At 65.1% G+C, this 18433-nt stretch carries 14 protein-coding genes; 4 read left to right on the forward strand and 10 right to left on the reverse strand.

Annotated features, from left to right (window positions below; genetic code table 11):
• Positions 1-43 precede the first annotated feature (43 nt).
• The gene (locus tag ENE74_RS09810; protein WP_127690768.1) at positions 44-1309 is read right to left on the reverse strand and encodes a pyruvate dehydrogenase complex dihydrolipoamide acetyltransferase; all 1266 of its coding nucleotides are present in this window, start codon (positions 1307-1309) and stop codon (positions 44-46) included.
• Positions 1310-1473: 164 nt separating this feature from the next.
• On the opposite strand from ENE74_RS09810, the gene ENE74_RS09815 reads away from it, so the two are divergent.
• Positions 1474-1929, forward strand: coding sequence for a universal stress protein (locus tag ENE74_RS09815; protein WP_127690769.1), 456 nt, complete (start codon positions 1474-1476; stop codon positions 1927-1929).
• 115 nt (positions 1930-2044) lie between these two features.
• On the opposite strand, the gene rnr is transcribed toward ENE74_RS09815, so the two are convergent.
• From rnr to ENE74_RS09845, 6 genes are all read right to left on the reverse strand, one after another.
• A complete protein-coding gene (rnr, locus tag ENE74_RS09820; protein WP_127690770.1) occupies positions 2045-4393 on the reverse strand; it encodes a ribonuclease R in 2349 nt (782 codons plus the stop codon).
• 44 nt (positions 4394-4437) lie between these two features.
• Positions 4438-5847, reverse strand: coding sequence for an L-serine ammonia-lyase (locus tag ENE74_RS09825; protein ID WP_127690771.1), 1410 nt, complete (start codon positions 5845-5847; stop codon positions 4438-4440).
• A 45-nt stretch (positions 5848-5892) separates the two neighbouring features.
• A complete protein-coding gene (locus ENE74_RS09830; RefSeq protein ID WP_127690772.1) occupies positions 5893-10071 on the reverse strand; it encodes a translocation/assembly module TamB domain-containing protein in 4179 nt (1392 codons plus the stop codon).
• Positions 10071-12197 carry an autotransporter assembly complex protein TamA gene (locus ENE74_RS09835; RefSeq protein WP_241241933.1) on the reverse strand — a complete coding sequence of 709 codons (2127 nt, stop codon included), beginning with the start codon at positions 12195-12197 and terminating at the stop codon, positions 10071-10073. The genes ENE74_RS09830 and ENE74_RS09835 overlap by 1 nt, the downstream gene beginning before the upstream one ends.
• A 148-nt stretch (positions 12198-12345) precedes the next feature.
• The gene (locus tag ENE74_RS09840) at positions 12346-12828 is read right to left on the reverse strand and encodes a DUF1465 family protein (protein WP_127690773.1); all 483 of its coding nucleotides are present in this window, start codon (positions 12826-12828) and stop codon (positions 12346-12348) included.
• 116 nt (positions 12829-12944) lie between these two features.
• On the reverse strand, positions 12945-13142 hold the full coding sequence (locus ENE74_RS09845) for a YdcH family protein (RefSeq protein ID WP_206517686.1): 198 nt from the start codon (positions 13140-13142) through the stop codon (positions 12945-12947).
• 173 nt (positions 13143-13315) lie between these two features.
• On the opposite strand from ENE74_RS09845, the gene ENE74_RS09850 reads away from it, so the two are divergent.
• Positions 13316-13474, forward strand: coding sequence for a YdcH family protein (locus ENE74_RS09850; RefSeq protein WP_127690774.1), 159 nt, complete (start codon positions 13316-13318; stop codon positions 13472-13474).
• A gap of 192 nt (positions 13475-13666) precedes the next feature.
• Here the strand turns inward: ENE74_RS09850 and ENE74_RS09855 are convergent, their stop codons facing one another.
• The 3 genes from ENE74_RS09855 to ENE74_RS09865 all read right to left on the reverse strand — a co-directional run bounded on the left by ENE74_RS09855 (position 13667) and on the right by ENE74_RS09865 (position 16125).
• A complete protein-coding gene (locus ENE74_RS09855; protein ID WP_127690775.1) occupies positions 13667-14071 on the reverse strand; it encodes a PilZ domain-containing protein in 405 nt (134 codons plus the stop codon).
• A gap of 91 nt (positions 14072-14162) precedes the next feature.
• The gene (dksA, locus tag ENE74_RS09860; protein ID WP_127690776.1) at positions 14163-14624 is read right to left on the reverse strand and encodes an RNA polymerase-binding protein DksA; all 462 of its coding nucleotides are present in this window, start codon (positions 14622-14624) and stop codon (positions 14163-14165) included.
• A gap of 703 nt (positions 14625-15327) precedes the next feature.
• Positions 15328-16125, reverse strand: a complete 798-nt coding sequence (locus tag ENE74_RS09865; protein ID WP_206517687.1) for a hypothetical protein — start codon at positions 16123-16125, stop codon at positions 15328-15330.
• A 139-nt stretch (positions 16126-16264) separates the two neighbouring features.
• Here ENE74_RS09865 and serS point away from each other — a divergent pair, with 139 nt between their 5' ends.
• Together serS and surE are read left to right on the forward strand one after the other, a co-directional pair.
• On the forward strand, positions 16265-17545 hold the full coding sequence (serS, locus tag ENE74_RS09870; protein WP_127690777.1) for a serine--tRNA ligase: 1281 nt from the start codon (positions 16265-16267) through the stop codon (positions 17543-17545).
• A gap of 108 nt (positions 17546-17653) precedes the next feature.
• Positions 17654-18418: a 5'/3'-nucleotidase SurE gene (gene surE, locus ENE74_RS09875; RefSeq protein WP_127690778.1), complete on the forward strand. Its 765-nt coding sequence runs from the start codon at positions 17654-17656 to the stop codon at positions 18416-18418.
• Positions 18419-18433 lie beyond the last annotated feature (15 nt).

Genomic DNA, 18433 nt, shown 5'->3' on the forward strand with positions numbered 1-18433 from the left:
CCCTCCCCCGCGAGGGGGGAGGGGCTTCTCCGAGGAGCTTCTCTCAAGCCAGCATCGCCAGCGGGTTTTCCACCAGTTCCTTAAACGCCTTCATCAGTTGCGCGCCATCCGCGCCGTCGATGGCGCGGTGGTCGAAGCTGCCCGTGGCGCTCATCACGGTCGCGACGCCCAGCGCATCGTCGACGATATAGGGGCGCTTCTCGCCCGCGCCGATCGCCATGATCATCGCCTGCGGCGGGTTGATGACGGCTTCGAACTGCTTGATGCCGAACATGCCCATATTGCTGAGCGAAGCGGTGCCGCCCTGATATTCCTCCGGCTTCAGCTTGCCGTCCTTCGCGCGGGCGGCCAGATCCTTCATCTCGGCCGAGATGGTGGCCACGCCCTTGGACCCCGCATCCACGATGATCGGTGTGATGAGGCCCGAGGGGATCGATACCGCCACCGAAATATCGGCGCGCTGGAACTTGAGCAGCGTATCGCCGGCAAACTGCACGTTGCACGCCGGGACTTCCAACAGGCTCACCGCCAGCGCCTTGATGAGCAGGTCGTTGACGGACAGCTTGACGCCCCGCCCCTCCAGCCCCGCGTTCAATTCGCCGCGCAGCTTCAGCAGCTTGTCGAGGCGAATATCCACGGTCAGGTAGATATGCGGCACCGTCTGTTTGGATTCGGTCAGGCGGCGCGCAATCGTCTTGCGCATGTTGCTCAGCTTCACCGCTTCATGCGGAATGCCATGATCCTGCGCGACGATTGGCGCGGCGGCCGCTGCTGGAGCGGGAGCAGGCGCAGCACTGGGCGTCGGCTTGGCGGTCGGTTTCGCACCATCCAGATCGGCCTTGACGATGCGGCCATTGGGGCCGCTGCCTTCGATGCCCGACAGATCGACGCCGGTGGCCTCGGCGAGGCGGCGCGCGAGCGGACTGGCCTTGACGCGGTCGCCGCTCGCAGCGGGCGCCTTGGCCGGAACCGGGTCGGCCTTCGGTGCCGGAGCGGCTTCCGCCTTTGCGGGTGCGGGATCGGCCTTCGGCGCTTCGGCCTTGGGCGCAGGGGCGGCGGCGTCCTCGCCCTCGACCGTCAACGTCGCGATGACCGTGCCGACCTTCACGCCGTCGGTCCCTTCAGCCACCAATATGCTGGCGATCACGCCTTCATCGACGGCCTCGAACTCCATCGTCGCCTTGTCGGTCTCGATTTCCGCCAGAAGATCGCCGGACTTGACCGTGTCGCCTTCCTTGACCAGCCACTTCGCCAGCGAGCCTTCTTCCATGGTGGGAGACAATGCCGGCATCTGGATGTTGATTGCCATGAGGGTGCAGCCCTTCTCGTATCTGATTCCGTGGGGAGGGAAGCCCGTTACTTGACGCTTTGGCCGCTACGGTCAAGGGCGGAGACGGTGCATATCCGGCAAAGCCTTGCGCGGCGAAGATTTATGCCGCAGATTCCGGGGACGGTTTCAGGGGCGGACATAAGATGCGGACATATCTGGTGGTGGTCGATGAGACTCCCGAAGCCGAAGTGGCGCTGCGCTTCGCCGCCCGCCGTGCCGCCAAGACCGGGGGCGCCGTACAAATCCTGGCGCTGATCCCGCCCACAGAGTTCGTGCAATGGGGCGGCGTTCAGGCGACGATAGAGGAAGAGGCGCGGCAACGCGCTGAGGCGCTGGTGATGGGGGCGGCCGGTACGCTGATGCAGGAATCGGGCATCCGTCCGACAATCACCGTCAAGCAGGGCGATGCCGTCACTCTGGTGCGCAGGACGCTGGATGAAAATCCCGATATCGCCGCGCTGGTGCTGGGTGCGGCGGCCACCGGCGCACCGGGGCCACTGGTCGCCCATTTCGCCGGGACCGACGCGGGCAGCCTGCATTGTCCGATCATGGTGATACCGGGGTCGCTGGATCGGGATGCCGTGGACCGGCTGAGTTAGGTGCCAATATCAAACCGTTCGCCCTGAGCTTGTCGAAGGGTACTACTGAACGAAGTGAAGTGGCTTCGCCTGCGGCTCAGCAGAAGGCTTCGACTGCGCTCAGCCCGAACGGATTTTATCGTTTGTTCTTCCCCCGCGGATTGTTGCTGTGCCGGATGTTCCCCGGTCGCCCGCGCCGCTGCAATCCGCCGGTTGCGCGTCCGGGTCCCCGATTGGCCGGTCCGCGATTGGGGCCGCGGAAGGGCAGATGGCTCGCACCCTCGGGCAGTTCGAACCGCAGCGACCCGTTGATCGGGTCGGCCTCGACCAGCCGCAGTTTCAGCCGCTGACCCTGCGTATAGCGATCGCCCGTGGTCATCCCTTCCAGCGCGCGGCCCGCCTCGTCATAATAGAACCGCTCGGCCCCCAGCGTCGATACCGGCACCAGCCCGTCACCGCCCAGCCCATCCACCGTCGCGAAAAAGCCGAAGTTCTGGACACCCGTGATTCGTGCATCCATCACTTCGCCGACATGCAGCGCAAGATAGGCCGCGACATAGCGGTCGACGGTTTCCCGTTCGGCTTCCATCGCCCGCCGTTCATGCTGGCTGATGAGTTCGCCCACACGGCTCATATTGGCCATGTCCTCGCCCGATAGCGATGTCTTGTCGGGCAGGTTCCTGTCCTTCGGTGCGGGCATTTCCAGCCCATAGGCCCCCACCAGCGCGCGATGGACCAAAAGGTCCGCATAGCGCCGGATAGGCGAGGTGAAATGGCCGTAGCTGCCCAGCGCCAGGCCGAAATGCCCTGCGTTCTGCGGCCCGTAATAGGCCTGCGTCTGGGTCCGCAGGATTTGCTCCATGATCTGCGGCTTCACATCGCTGTCGCCGATCTTTTCGATCAGGCGGTTGAACGTCGCCGGGCGGATCACCTGCCCCATCGCGAACTCGATGTCGAAGGTCTTGAGATAGTCCTTCAGCGCAATCAGCTTTTCCCGGCTCGGCGGCTCGTGGATGCGGTACATCACCGGCGCTTTCTTCGCCTCCAGCGCCTTGGCGGCGGCGACATTGGCGGCGATCATGTAATCCTCGATCAGGCGATGTGCATCGAGCCGCTCGCGCACCGCGACGCTGACGATCTTGCCCGCTTCGTCCAGCACCACCCGCCGTTCGGGCAAGTCGAGATCGAGCGGCTCCCGCTTGTCCCGTGCCTTGGCCAGCAATGCCCAGCACGCCCAGAGCGGCTTGAGGGCCGTTTCCAGCAACGGGTTGGCCGCCGTGCCGTCGATCGCCGCCTGCGCCTGCTCGTAAGGGATATTCGCCGCCACCCGGATCACCGCGCGGGTAAAGCGCCAGGACGTGACCTTGCCGTTCCGGTCGATGACGAGATGGCAGGCCAGTGCGGCGCGATCTTCCCGGGCGCGCAGCGAACACATGTCGGACGACAACTGATGCGGCAGCATCGGCACGACGCGATCGGGGAAGTAGACGCTGTTGCCGCGTTTGCGCGCTTCCTTGTCCAGCGCGCTGCCGGGACGGACATAATAAGACACGTCGGCGATGGCGACGATGGCGCGGAAGCCGTCGGGATTGGCGTCGTCATCATCGGGCGCGGCCCACACCGCATCGTCAAAGTCGCGAGCGTCCACCGGATCGATCGCGACGATCGGCAGATGGCGCAAATCCTCGCGCTTCGCTTCATGCAAAGGCAATCTGGCAACGGTCAGCGCCTCTTCCTCGACCCGGTCAGGAAAGGTGAAGGGAATACCGAACTTGTGAATGGCGATCAGGCTGAAACTCTTGGCCGCAAACGGGTCGCCCAGCACGTCTGTTATCCGCGCGGTTACTTTTGGCGCGCGTCCGCCTGCTTCCGCCAATACCAGATCGCCCGGCTTTGCCTGTCCCATGTCGGAAATGCGGGCGACAGTGCGGTTGCGCTTATCGACCGGGCGGAGCACCAGCGCGCCGCCTTCCTGCTTTTCGACTACGCCCAGCAGCAGTTCTTCGCCCTTGGCCAGCTTCTTCATGGGATGCGCGACCCAGCCCGCACCCGCTTCCTCGGTCCGCGCCAATATGCGGTCGCCCACCGTCAACGCGCTGCGCTTCCCACGCTCCACGATGCGCAGGCGCGGTGGGGGGACACCATCGGCTTCCCAGCGTTCGGGGATGCCGATCAGCGTGCTGCCATCGACATCCGCGATCCGCAGCACCGTGACTTTGGGCACGCCACCCATTTTGTGGAAGGCCCGCGCCGGGCCGATGTCGAGCAGGCCCTCGTCTGCCATATCCTTCAGCAGCGCCTTGAGCGTGATCTTCTCCTGCCCCTTCAGCCCGAAGGCGCGCGCGATTTCCCGCTTTCCGGCCGGGGTTTCGGCGGTCGTGATGAAATCGATGATCTGCTCGCGCGACGGAAAGCCGGCCGGACGGACCTTGGCGGGTTTCGGGCGCGGTGATGCGGTGCGGGGCACTTTGGGAGGGGAAGCCATAGCCCGCTATAGGGCCGGGCATGACCGGTTACGAGTCCCGCCTGTCAACAGGCCACGACATTGACCGCCAGCCCCCCAAGGCTTGTCTCCTTGTAGCGACTGGCCATGTCTTCGCCCGTCTGGCGCATCGTCTCGATCACCGCGTCGAGACTGACGATGTGCCGCCCGTCGCCCTGTAGCGCCAGATAGGCGGCGTTGATCGCCTTCACCGCACCCATGGTGTTGCGTTCGATGCAGGGGATCTGGACGAGCCCGCCGATGGGATCGCAGGTGAGGCCCAGATTATGCTCCATCCCGATTTCGGCGGCATTCTCCACCTGCGCATTCGTGCCGCCCAGCACCGCCGCCAGCCCCGCCGCCGCCATGGAGCAGGCAACGCCCACTTCACCCTGGCACCCCATTTCGGCGGCGGAGATTGACGCGCGCTTCTTGTAGAGAAAGCCGATCGCCGCGGCCGTGAGCAGCAACAGCCGCTCGCCTTCGCGGTCGGCACCCGGCACGAACTTGCGGTAATAACGAAGGACCGCCGGAATGACGCCCGCCGCGCCGTTCGTCGGTGCCGTCACGACACGGCCTCCGGCGGCGTTTTCCTCGTTCACGGCCAGCGCGAACAGGCTGACCCATTCAAATATCGCCGCAGGCTGCATGCCTTCCTGACCTGCGCGGAGCCGGGCATGGATCGCCTTCGCGCGCCTGCGGACCTTGAGGCCACCGGGCAGCATGCCTTCCTCCCGCATGCCGCGATCGATAGATCCGTGCATCGCATCGATCACCGTGTCGAGAAACGCCTCCGTCTCGGCCTGCGTGCGCCAGGCCCCTTCGTTCCGCAAAACGATCGTGCCGATGCACAGCCCTGTTTCCTCGCCACGTTCCAGCAATTCGACGCCCGATGAAAAGGGCAGCGGCTGCACCAGATTATGGCCCAGCGCTGGTGCCGTATCCCCCGCACAGTCGATGGTCTCACCCGCCACGACCGCACCGCCGCCGACCGAAAAATATTCCCGGACCACTGTTTCCCCGCCCGCCATCCGCGCGCTGAAACGCATCCCGTTGCTGTGCTGCTCCAGAAAATCGCCCTTGCAGAACAGCAGGTCGCGGCTTTCGAGGAACGGGATCGTCCACGCGCCGAACCGAATCACCGCCTCCGCGCGGATGGCCGCTATGCGCGCGCTCATATTTTCGGGATCGACAGCTTCCGGCGTTTCGCCGCACAGCCCCAGCAGGATCGCAGTGTCGGTCGCATGGCCATGGCCCGTCAGCGCCAGCGATCCGAACAGTTCGCACGTGATGCCCTCCGGACAGGCGGCCAGACTTTCCATGAACATCCGCGCGGCGCGCATCGGCCCCACCGTATGCGAACTGGATGGCCCGACGCCCACGGTGAACAGGTCGACGACGCTGATCGCTGCGCTCGCATCTATCCGGGAACGCTGTCGGGGGCGGGGATCGGTCATGCTCCGCTCATGACTTCGAATGCAATGTCACGTCAATGGGCTTTCTCAATAATCCTTCGACACCCGCACGTTGGCGCTCTGCCGTCCCAGCGTAGAAACGCTCGACAGGAGCGAAAGCCACCGCGTGACCTGATACTCGATCCGCGTCGCCGAATAGCCCTGCCCGTCGGTGATGATCTCCACATAGGTGCGCCGCGTCAGATATTTGCCCGCTGCAACAGACGTGCCCTGTCCCTGCGTCGGGTCGGCGGGCAATATGCGCAGCCGGTCGAGGCCCGCCGCCTTGCGCACGGCATTGATCGGGTCGAGGCCGCCGCCACCGCCCTGCAGCGAAGTTACGGCGGCGGCCAGTTGAAGGGCCTCGGGCGCCGACAAATTGGTGATCGAGGTGCCGAACAACAGCCGGGACAGAAGCTCGTCTTCCGGCAAGGCGGGCACACTGGTGAAGCTGATGACCGGCTTCAGGCTGGTCCCCGTCACCCGGATGGCCGCGTTGATGCCGTTGATGTTCGCCTCCGCCTCGATATTGAGCGTCGGGTCGGTCGGGGTTGCGCCGTCAAAGCGGATTCGCCCTTCGGTCAAGTCGAACCGCCGTCCGGCAAACTCGTAACCACCCCGCACCAGATCGACCGTGCCCTGAATGGCCGGTGCCGTCACCGTGCCGCCGATATCCAGGTTGGCGCGCCATTCGCTGTCGAGGCCAAGGCCGGTAACCGTCAGGCGATTGCGCGCCCGCGCCTTGATCGCCAGTCTCCAGGATGCGGTCGTCGCCGCCCGCTCGAACTCCTCGCCGCGCCGGTTGACTTCGATGACGCGCAGTTCCGGTATCGCTGCAACCGCCGCCGCCTGTCCCAGGGTGAAGCGGCTGCGGATCATGTCCACATCGCCCGCTATCGTGCCGCCGATGCCGTCGGACGTGATGCTGATCGGCCCCGTCACGGTCGCGCCGATATCGTCGCGTTCCAGCAGCGTCGCATTGTCGGCCTGCATCTTGAGGTCCATGGCCACGCCTTTCCCGCCACCGAAATCGAAAGCGCCACTGCCGCTGACGGTGCCACCGCCGCGCGCGGTCCCCGCAAAGCTGGAAATGACAAGCCGCGATCCGCTGAACCGGCCGCGCGTCTTGATGTTGCTCACCCGCATGCCCGTGATCGGACTGTCGATCGTTGCATTGTCGCTGGCGATCGAGCCAGTGATAACGGGATTGGCCAGCGTACCACGCACGTCCGCCGCAATCGCTGCCGGGCCGGTCAGGTCGATGATCTCGATCCCCGTGAGACGCCACAGCGTATCCGCCGTCCCGTTATAGCGAAGCTGCGCGAACAGGGGCGCGCCCTCGATACGCTGCATCAGGTCGCCTGACCCGAGCGGCGTCAGCAGCGCCTGCGCCCGCCCGATCGTCTTGTTTTCGGCGGTGATGATCGCGCGCGCGGCCAGGCGCGTCGCCGTCAGGTCCGCATTCACGCCGACATCGACCGGTCGCGAGCTGAGCGCAAGGCCCGATCGTGTCAGACCCCTGATGCGCAGATGCGCCTCACCGGTCGGCACCCCGTCGCGCGGCTTGGCATAGCTCAGCGTGCCCGTCGCAAGGCCGCCCAATCCCAGCTCGTCATAAACAAGATCGAGCATGGCCAGAGGCAATTTGTCGAGCCGCGCTTCGATCTCGGTCGCTTCGCCGCCCAGCCGCCCGGCAAATTGCGCGCTGCCGCCCCGATAGCGGATCGTGGTCGGTGCGAGCCGCCAGCCGTCGTCGGTCCGCGTCAGTATCGCGCGACGGCTCACCGCAACCGGGCGCCTATCGAGCGTGCCCGTCAGCATCAGGCCGATCTGGTCCGGCGCGACATCGACGTCGAACTTCAGGTCGAACAGGCGACCACGCTGACCGACGATACCGCCGGTGACCTTGCCCTTGCCATCGGTCAGCTTCGCCTTGGCATCCATGCGGTTGATCCGCATCGGGCCGATCAGCAGCCCACGGGCGGTTATATCGGCATCGACGCTCGTGCCCGCGGGGTCGAGCAGCAGGCTGGCCGTCAGCTTGCCGCGCCGCACGCTGATCGCGGTTGGCCCGTCGAACCGGGCGTCGGTTGCCGTCAGCTCGGTCGTGATCTGCTGGATGCCGTTCACTGGCTTCATTCCGACGAAACCGGCAACGGCCCCGGTCACGTCCAGCCGCCCGTCTAGGCCTCCAGTCACCGGCAGGATCGTGCCACGCGCCACGGCACCGGCCACCGCCAGCCGCTCGACATTGATCGCCGTCTGCCCGCCCGCAGGTAACGCGATCGTGCCATTGCCTGAAAACGGACCAAGCACCGATCCGCCCTCCGCCGTGAAGCGATAGCCGATCGGATCGGGCAGCAGCTTGACCGCCACCGCCCGCAGACCCGCCGCGTCGAGCGGTCGGGCCAGGACTAGATCGACAGCGGGCCGGTCGATCCTGCCATCCAGCACCAGCGTAAGCGGGCCATAGGTCTGATGGTTGCCGCCGCCTTCGAAATGGAATGTCCCGTCGGGCCGTCGGTAGCCATTGGCCGACAGGCTGAGCAGCGGCGCATCGAGCTTGATCCCGCTCAGCAGCAATCGGCCGTCCGCGCCCAGCGCCAAGGCCGATCGCAGCCGCGGCAGTCCACCGCCCAGGGTTCGGAAAAAGCTGTTGTCGAGCCTGCGCATCCGCGCATCGGCCTGCCCGCGCAGACTGAAGCCGCCGCCCGCGCCCGGCACCGCCTGCACCTTCGATCGCACATCCACGATGCCAAGGCCGGGAATGACGAGGCCGTTGATGTCGCCTGTCAGCCCGATGTCATAGCGTCCGGTCTTGAGGTCGGCGAGCACGACAAGCGCACCGCGCAACTTGTCCGATCGGACTTGCAGCGGTGTGGACGTGATCGTCTGCCCGTTGATCTGCAACGCCCCTGCCAGCGTGAAATTGCGAACGATGCCTGCAACCATGTCGCCCTGCCCGTCGAGCTGCCGCGCCGACAGGTTGACGGGCAGGATGATTGGTCCGCCATCGGCACGCCGCCCCTGCCCGCGCGCCTTCACGTCGCGCAGCACCGTCTTTCCGAAAGCAAGGCGCGTGGCCGACAGCAGATATTCGAAACCCACGGTCCTGATCGGTCCGTCAAGCCGTACCCGCGCAAACACATCCTGACCGGTCATCGTCTTGAGCAACGCTTGCGGCCGGGCCAGCTTCGCGTCGATCAGCAGATTGTCGAACCCGCTGTTGCGCAGGTCGATCGCGCCGTCAGCGGTCAGGTCGATCGCCGCCGACCGAACTTTCAGAACCCCGTCGATGACGCGGTTTTCCAATGTCCCGCTGGCCGTCAGATCGAGCTTTGGCGCGGACAGGCGCTGGATGAGGCCATTGCCCGCGATCGCCTGTCCCTCAACAGTACCGCTGAGCTGATAGCCACCCTTCTGTGCGCCAAGCCGCAGGGATATCGCAGGCACCTTGTCGAGCGTTGCGATCGCCGTTCCGTTCCACCGGGTCCATGTGCCGTCGCCTTGCACCCGCAGATTGGCGTCCTGCGTCAGCCCGGCCATTTTCCCCAGCACGCCGCCCCTGGGCGCATTGACCGTCACATCGACATCGAAACGGTCATCGTCCGGGCGGCTGTCGAGCGCGAGCAGAAGCGCGTCCGCGCCGTCAAGCACCCGCGCCGACAGATCGATGACCGCGCGGCCTGCGCGTATGTCGGCATCGCCTTCGATCGTCGCAACCTGCGCCCGCCCCGTCACGGCCTGGGCGAGCGTCAGCCGCTCGACGCGAAGCTGCATCAGGCGAATATCGAAATCGGGCAGGATTGGACCCTGCACGCGGGAGGGACGAAGCGCGGGCAGCTTGTGCAGCGTTGCGCGCGGCATGATCAGCCGGTCGATGTCCAGCCGGTTCGAAAGCCAGGCGATCGGCCACCAGTCAAGCTGCACACGCGGCGCGGAAAAGAACAGGCCGCCCGGATCGTAAATCCGCAGGTCGATCAGCCGCGCCTTGCTGTAGATACTGCCTTCGATCGCGCCGACACGAATGCGCAGGCCCGATTCCGGCGCGACCCGCTCGATCCGGCTAATGAGAAAACGATGCCCGGCGCTGGTATCCAGCCAAAGCGCCGCGCCCGCAATTGCGAGCACGAGCGTCAGGATGATGCCCGATACCCAACGTTGCCAGCGCCGGCCGGTCTTGCGTGGGGGCACGCTGGCCACGGCAGGTTCGTCCGTCTGTGCCATCAGAAGGCCTGCCCCAGCGAGACGTAGACCGCGATCTTGCTGTCGCCCGGCTGCGGATTGATGGGCGTTCCGACGTCGATGCGGATCGGCCCGAAATTGCTGTAATAGCGCAGGCCGACACCGGCCCCGATGCGTAGATCGCTGAACCGCGGCAGCGCGGCGGTCGAGATATTGCCCGCGTCGATGAACGGCACCACACCGAAAGTGCCGAAGCGCACGCGGGCCTCCAGCGAGAACTCCGCCAAGCTCTTGCCGCCGATCGGATCGTTGTTGGCGTCGCGCGGTCCGATTGCCTGATAGCCATAGCCGCGCACCGATCCCCCGCCGCCAGCATAGAAACGCCGCGACGGCGCAATGCGATTGACGGTCGATCCCAATATTGTGCCGAGCCGCGCGCGCGCCGCCAAAGTGACGCTTTCGCCCATCGGCTGATAGACGCTGCCGTCGATCTGGGTGCGGACATAGGCGAAGGTGCTGTTCTGGAAAGACACTTCCGGGCTTATCCGGCCGCCCAGGCGGAACCCGCGCGTCGGATTGAGCAAATCGTCGCTGCCGTCATAGGTGAGGCCGCTCGGCAAGGCCCCGATCAGAAAGGTGCGCCGCCCGCCCGCCAGGCGGCTGAAACTGTCCCGTTCCTGCGAGGCGATCAGTTCCGCGCCGACGCTCCACACCCATTTCTTCTGGAAGATGATGTTGGTCTGCCGCTCCAGCGCACCCGAAAGCTGGATCGTCCGCGCGGCAAAGGCGTCACGGTTGATGTTGCTGACCGAAAGCAGCCCGGTCAGCACCTGATCGCGCTTCATGAAGTTGTTGCGGCGATAGGTGAGCGATCCGGTCTGCTCCTGCGTGCCCAGAACGCCGCGCGCGGTGACCGCCCCCTCCGGCGGGAAGAAATTGCGATGCTGCCAGCTTGCCTCGACGCGAAACCCTTCCCCTGTGCCATAGCCGACTTCCCCGGCTATGGTGCGCGGCGGGGCGGCGGTGACGTCCACGGCCAGATCGACATGCTCGCCGTCGCCCGCATCGGTCGGTGTCAGGGTGACGGACGACACAAGGCCCGTCGCCACCAGCGCGCGCCGCAAATCCTCGACATCCGATGCCATGTACATATCGTCAGGCCGGAACCGGGCGATCCGTTGCACATGTCGCGCGCTGAAAAGATCATCGTCCTGCAGCACGATCTGGCCGAACCGGCGATAGCCGCCCGGCGTCACGATGATATCGAGATCGCCCTGGCGCGCCTCATGATCCACGCGCACCACCGGCTCATCCACCTTGGCGAACGGAAAGCCGTTTTCCCCCAGGGCCGTCGACAGCGATGCCTGCGCCCCGACAATCCGGTCGGCGTCGATCGGATCGCCGATCTTGACCGTGAACGCCTCGCGCAGCACCGGTTCCTTCGGCCCTGCCGCCTCGATCCCCGGCAAGTCGATCGATGCCAGCAGATATAATGTGCCCGGCACCACGTCCATCGTCACCAGCAACCGGTCGTCGCCCGCGGCGGGCGCGGCGACCGACCCGCGGATACGCGCATCATAATAGCCCTTCGCCCGCATCAGCCGGTCGAGCAGTTCGGTATCTTCCCTGATCCGGCGATTGATCTGCGCGAGGTTGGCGGGCTTGCCATCGCCTTGCTTGAGCGCCGAAAGCTCGTCGAAGCGGCTCGAAAACAGGCTGTCGGTGATGCCATCTAGCCCGTCCAGCACAACGCGGTAACGGCGTTCTCCGGCGGCATCCATGTCAGCCTCCGTCAGCGCCGGGCCATCCGCCGCCTGCCCGGCCGCGCCTGTTGTTCCCGGCTGGCTGGCGGCCTCGGCAGCATCGGCCACCGGCACGGCCTCCTCAGTGGCCTCTGCGGGTGCGCTGCTGTCCGGTGTTTCGGCCAAGGGCGGCGCGATGATGTCGCTGGCGTCCATATCCGGCCAATCGACACCGATATCGGGCAAGGGCGCGAGCGCCGCCTCAGGATCGATCGACAACGCATCGGTCGTCGCCGCATTCGGCTCCGTCTGATCGGCTTCTGTGCCGGACGTTGCCGGCATAGTCGGTACGCTGGTCTGCGCCCGCGCAAGCGGCGGGACCAGCGATGCGGACGCCAGCCCGAGCCAGACAATGCGCGACGACATGATGAGCAACAATCTGGGCCGCGCGCCGTATACCATCATCCCGCTCTAGCCGATAAATTGACGACGGCGCCAGCCATGATGACCGGTCGACAGCGCATTGCGCATTTCAACGCGTCAGAACGCGACGGGTTGCACAGCCATATGCGCTTCAGAACGCCTTGGCCAGCCGATCGATCAGCGCATGGGCGGGGCCGTGGCGCATTTCGGGCGCAAGCGCCTGCCCTTCCCAGAACCGCGACTCCAGCCGCTTGACCCGGTCGTAAAGATCGCCGCTGCCTGAAATGAGCGCGCGCGCCGCAAAAGGAAAATGCGCAATGCCATGCATTTCGGTCGCGGCCGCCTCGCCCAGGCTGAAACGTTCCTCACGCAATATCGCGGTGTCGATCTCGCCCCGCTGCCAGGCCTTTTGCCCGAGCAGCCATGCGATGACATGCATAAGACGCGTCGTCACCTTCAGCGATTCGCACGAAAAGACGATGCGGCTCATCGGCTCCAGCGCCTCGCGGTCCGACGCGCCCAGGCGATCGAAATAGGCGCGTGCCTCATCGGCCATCACCATTGCCTCGACATAGAGGCTGTCGACCAGACGGCGGTGGAGCCCGGTATCGAGGATATAGGATGCAGCGGCCATGATTGAGGATGGCATAATGCCGAGCCGCTGTCAGGCATGTTTACGCTTATGCAACGATGATATCGGCTGCTGTCCCATTTCGGTTCGATGGAGCGCCGTTCGGCGGCGACCGCTGGTCAGGCTATGATGTCGGGAATCAGCGCATCCTCAAGCACCGCGATCTCGTCGCGCAGCCGCAGCTTGCGCTTCTTCAGCCGTGCAAGCTGCAACTGATCCCCGGTTCCACTGTGCACCAGGGCGCCGATCGCCATATCGAGATCGCGATGCTCGATTCGCAACAGTTCGAGGCGTCGCATGATGTCTTCGGGCGTCATGCGGAGCATCATTGCCGATCATCGATGCCGGTGCAATCCACTGTCTTTGTCGAGGCATGATGCGGATTGTCGCAAATCCCGGCGCACTTGTCGCAGACCACAAAAAGAAGCGAGACAGACCACGCGAATCATGATCTATTCGATCATCCGGAACTTATGTGAAGGAGACCAAAATGGACAATACGCACTTGTCTGCCCTGCAAGCCAAGCATGCAGGTATCGAAGCCCGGATCAAGGCTGAAACAAGCCGCCCCCTGCCCGATGCGATCCTGGTAGCGACCCTTAAAAAGCGCAAATTGCGCGTGAAGGAAGAGATCGCTTCGGCGCATTGACGCCACCCGTTGCGCTGGTCTCCGCGGACCACGGGGACCAGCCCAGACGGTCGGGCACCATCCTGACAGGCAGCCTAACTTTCCAGCAGCTAATGTATCGTTCCTCGGCTTTCGCAGGGGAACAAGACATACATGCGCGAAGGGGATAATCGCCATCCCCGCATCCTCAGCCGAGCGGCTGTTTTCCGGTCTTCAGCGGCGATTGACCGGAAAGGTAGGCCGAAGATAATCCGGCATATGCTTGATGGCGTCGCTCTCGGCGATCGGGCGTCGCGCGGCCTGCGGATCTATCTCCCGGTCGAAAGTCACCCCGATACGATCGTCTCTGACCCAGGCCACCGTGCCCCTGACCGTGCCGACCCCGCGCAATTTCATCGATACGCGATCGCCGACCGCAACCGGCGTTTCGCAATCCGCCATCAGCCCGGTGGCCGACAAGTTGCGGACACGTGCGCTGCCCATGTCCCGGCCGTCGGCTGCGCTCAGCACGGTGAGCAGAAACAGGCTGTCGCGGCGTGACCGGCGTGCCGGACCGCGTTCATCCGGCCCCAGCTCGCCCGGAGCCAGCTTGCCCGGATCATCAGCTTCGTTGTTCATCGATGAAATATCCAGATCGACCGCTTATCTGCCGGTCCGGATAGCATGGTGAGAATGGAGGAAGCGTTAATCCGCCGCCGGTCCCCGCCGATCAGTCGTCGCGTGAGACCTTTTCCTGACGCTCGTGCCGTTCCTGCGCCTCGACTGTCATCGTCGCGATCGGCCGGGCCTCGAGGCGGCCAAGCGAAATCGGCTCGCCGGTCACTTCGCAATAGCCATATTCGCCGTCATCGATCCGTCGCAGCGCCGCGTCGATCTTGGCAATCAGCTTGCGCTGACGGTCGCGGGTGCGCAGTTCGATCGACCAGTCGGTTTCGCTCGACGCGCGGTCATTGAGATCGGGTTCGCGCAGCGGCTCGTTCTGCAGAACGGCAAGCGTCCCTTCCGCTTCCGCCAATATCTGCTTCTTCCAGTCCAGCAGCTTCTGGCGAAAATACTCGACTTGCAGGGGGTTCATGAACTCTTCGTCCGCCGACGGGCGATAATCTTCCGGCAAGGCGACAGCGCCTTGTGCCGATGCGCCGCCTTTGCCGGAATTGAGGACCGATGCCATTGCGCTCTCCGAAACGGGACAGGGACCGGGGCGGGAACCCGGCCGCCTGTTATGATTGAGCGCGCCTATAGCCACCGCAAAGGCCTGATACAAGCGGCCTTTCATGCGTCTCGCGGCGATCCCCCACGCCGTGCCGAATCAATATTGCCGACCATGCACGCCGACGGCGGGACAAGGCTGTGCGGCTGACGGATTTCGACATGAGGCATGCACCTGACGGTGCCGGGCTGTATCGCGCTGGGACATTAACCATGTTCCTTTACGCCGACTTCATGCTTTTCTTGCCGCCCCGTTCCCAAACGCAGTTAACGCCGTTGCAGTTAACGCTTTCTTTTGCCTTTCTTGCAGAAGGAGTTGTCTCACCTCGTCCGCAGGACCATCGGATGACGGCGTGGCACAGGAATTAATAAGAGTGTGAAGCTATGTCGGTTCGGATGGCTCTAGCCAAACTTTGCGCTGTCACCTGCGGGGGTGCTCTGATCGGCGGCGGCGCCGTCCATGTGGCGGAAAAGCCGCGCCCGGCCAACGTCCAGAGCCTGAAAATAACCAAGAAGGCGCCGGCCAAGCGCCGCTATGCGCAGCGTGTCGTCAAGAAACGGATCGTGCGGACCGCTGCCAATTGCGCGCCGCAGACCATTACTGTGACGACTCAGGCCGCACCCATTCCTATGCCCATGCCTGCGCCCTTGGCGGAAGGCCCCTCTTATGCAGGCGGCGGCGGTGGCGGCGTACCGGTCGTGATCGGCGGCGGCGGCGGCTTTGGTGGCAGCGGCGGCGGGTTCTTCGGCGGCTTTTTCGGCGGCAGCGGCGGTGGCGGCGGCAGCGTCGTCGTATCATCGACCACCAGCGGCGGATCGACATCGACCAGTGGCGGGTCCAGCTCCACCAGCGGCGGCTCGACCAGCTCGGGCGGATCGTCCACGTCCACGGGCGGCGTATCGACGTCTACCGGCGGTGTTTCCACGTCGACCGGTGGCGTCTCCACGTCCACCGGCGGTCTCAGCTCCACCAGCTCTACGGGTGGATCGAGCACATCGACAGGGGGCGTCAGTTCCACAAGTTCTACTGGCGGCGTCAGCTCCACCAGTTCGACGGGCGGCTCCAGCACCTCCACCGGTGGATCCAGCACATCGACCGGCGGGGTAAGCTCGACATCGACCTCCTCAACCGGCGGATCGTCCACATCCTCGTCCACCGGCGGCGTCAGCACGACCTCGTCGACATCGACGGGTGGCGTCAGCACCACGTCGTCCACGTCGTCGGGTACTATCTCGTCATCCAGCTTCGGCGCGACGAGCAGTTCGACATCGACCTCTTCGTCCACATCTTCGTCGACGAGCAGCAGCACGTCGAGCAGCACCAGCTCCTCGACGTCCTCGGGCAGCAGCGGCTCCAGCGGCGGACACCCGCCGCCGCCGACCGACGTGCCCGCGCCGCCGATGGTACTGCTGTTCGGCGCTGCCGCGGCCGCGCTCGTGGCGCGCCGCCGCTTTGCCGCCAAGGCACCCGTCGAGGCCAGCGAAGCGGCCTGAGCACAATCTTCTGCGGGGGAGATGAGGGCGGGCCTGCCAGTCGGGTCCGCCCTTTTCTGTGCGCTCGTCCCTTGCGCCGTTTACCGTGCGGCGGCATAGGGTGCGGCCATGCATGACATCCGCGCCATCAGGGACAATCCCGCCGCTTTCGACGCTGCGCTTGCCAGGCGTGGCCTGCCGCCACAGTCGTCCGAAATACTGGCGCTGGACGAGAAGCGCCGCGCCATCGCGACCGCGCTGCAAATCAATCAGGCGCGTCGCAACGAAGCCAGCAAGGCGATCGGTCAGGCGATGGCCGCCAGCGACGCCACCACCGCCGATGCGCTGAAAGCCGAAGTGGCTTCGCTCAAGGAAAGCCTGCCCGCGATGGAGCAGGAAGATCGCGATACGTCCGCGGCCCTCGATGCCATGCTTCTCGCCATCCCCAACCTGCCTGCCGACGATGTGCCGGAAGGTGCCGACGAAGCCGCCAATGTCGAAGTCTTGCGCTGGGGCGCGCCACGCGCGTTCGATTTCACGCCACAGGATCACGCCGATTTCGGTCCGGCACTCGGCCTCGATTTCGAAAGCGCCGCTGCCATGTCCGGCGCGCGCTTTGCGGCGCTGCGCGGCGGCATGGCGCGGCTGCACAGGGCGCTGGCCCAGTTCATGCTGGACCGGCAATCGGGCGAAAACGGCTATGAGGAAGTCAATCCGCCCCTGCTGGTGCGCGACGATGCGCTGTACGGCACCGGGCAATTGCCGAAGTTCGCCGAAGACCTGTTCCATACGACCGACGGCCGCTGGCTCATCCCCACCGCCGAAGTTACCTTGACCAACCTCGTGCGCGACCAGATCGTCCCGCTCGATGGGCTGCCGCTGCGCTTCACGGCGCTCACACCCTGCTTCCGGTCCGAGGCCGGCTCGGCGGGGCGCGACACGCGCGGCTTCATCCGCCAGCATCAGTTCGAGAAGGTGGAGCTGGTGGCCATCTGCTCGCCGGACGATTCACCTGCCGAACATGAGCGCATGGTCGCCGCGGCCGAAGGCATTCTCCAGGCACTCGACCTGCCCTATCGCAAGATGCTGCTGTGCAGTGGCGACATGGGCTTTTCCGCCGCCAAGACCTTCGACCTCGAAGTCTGGTTGCCCAGTCAGCAGACCTATCGCGAAATCAGCAGCATTTCCAACTGCGGCGACTTTCAGGCGCGACGCATGAATGCCCGCTTCAAGCCGGAGGGGGAGAAAGCGACGCGCTTCCTCCATACGCTGAACGGCTCCGGCCTCGCCGTCGGCCGCACGCTTGTCGCCGTGCTCGAAAATTATCAGCAGGCGGACGCGTCCGTCATCATCCCCGACGTCCTTGCCCCCTATATGGGCGGCGTGACGCGGCTCGAACCGCGCCCCTAGCCGTTCGCCCTGAGCGAAGTCGAAGGGTTCCACCGAACGCAGTGAGGTACCTTCGCTTTCGCTCAGGCGACGGCTTCGACAAGCTCAGCCCGAACGGAGTTTTTTTCCATGCGTATCCTCCTGACCAACGATGACGGCGTCCACGCCCCCGGCCTCAAGGTGCTGGAAACCATTACCCGCACCCTTTCGGACGATATCTGGATCGTCGCCCCGTCGGAGGAACAGTCCGGTGCCGGACACAGCCTTACCCTCTCCCGCCCCCTGCGCATCCGCAAGCATGGTGAAAAGCACTATAGCGTCAGCGGCACGCCGACCGATGCCGTCATGATGGCGATGGGGCAGCTGATGAAGGATTGCCCGCCCGACCTCATCCTTTCGGGCGTCAATCGCGGCGCCAATCTGGCGGAGGACGTGACCTATTCCGGCACCGTCGCCGCCGCGATGGAAGGCGCGATCTCGGGCGTGCGGTCGATCGCGCTCAGCCAGGTCTACGCACGTGAGGGCATGGGCGACAGCGTGCCGTTCGCCTGTGCCGAGGCATGGGGCGAAAAGGTGCTACGCCCGCTGATCGCCATGCCCGCGGGCAAGCGGATGCTCATCAACGTCAATTTCCCCGCGATCGATCCTGATGCGGTGAAAGGGATCCGCGTCGTTCGCCAGGGATTCCACGACATCGACCGCACCCGCATCGTGGAGGGGACCGATCCGCGCGGCTATCGCTATTACTGGTTCGGCCTCGGCGACAGCGATGCCGTGCCCGCAGGCACCGACCTCGAAGCCATCGCTCAGGGCTATATCACCGTAACGCCACTGCATTACGACCTGACGCACGACGGCTCGATGGATGCGGTGGCGGCGGCATTTGGTCACTGACCCCGTTCCGAACGC

Source organism: Sphingobium algorifonticola (assembly GCF_004005485.1).
GTDB lineage: Bacteria > Pseudomonadota > Alphaproteobacteria > Sphingomonadales > Sphingomonadaceae > Sphingobium > Sphingobium algorifonticola.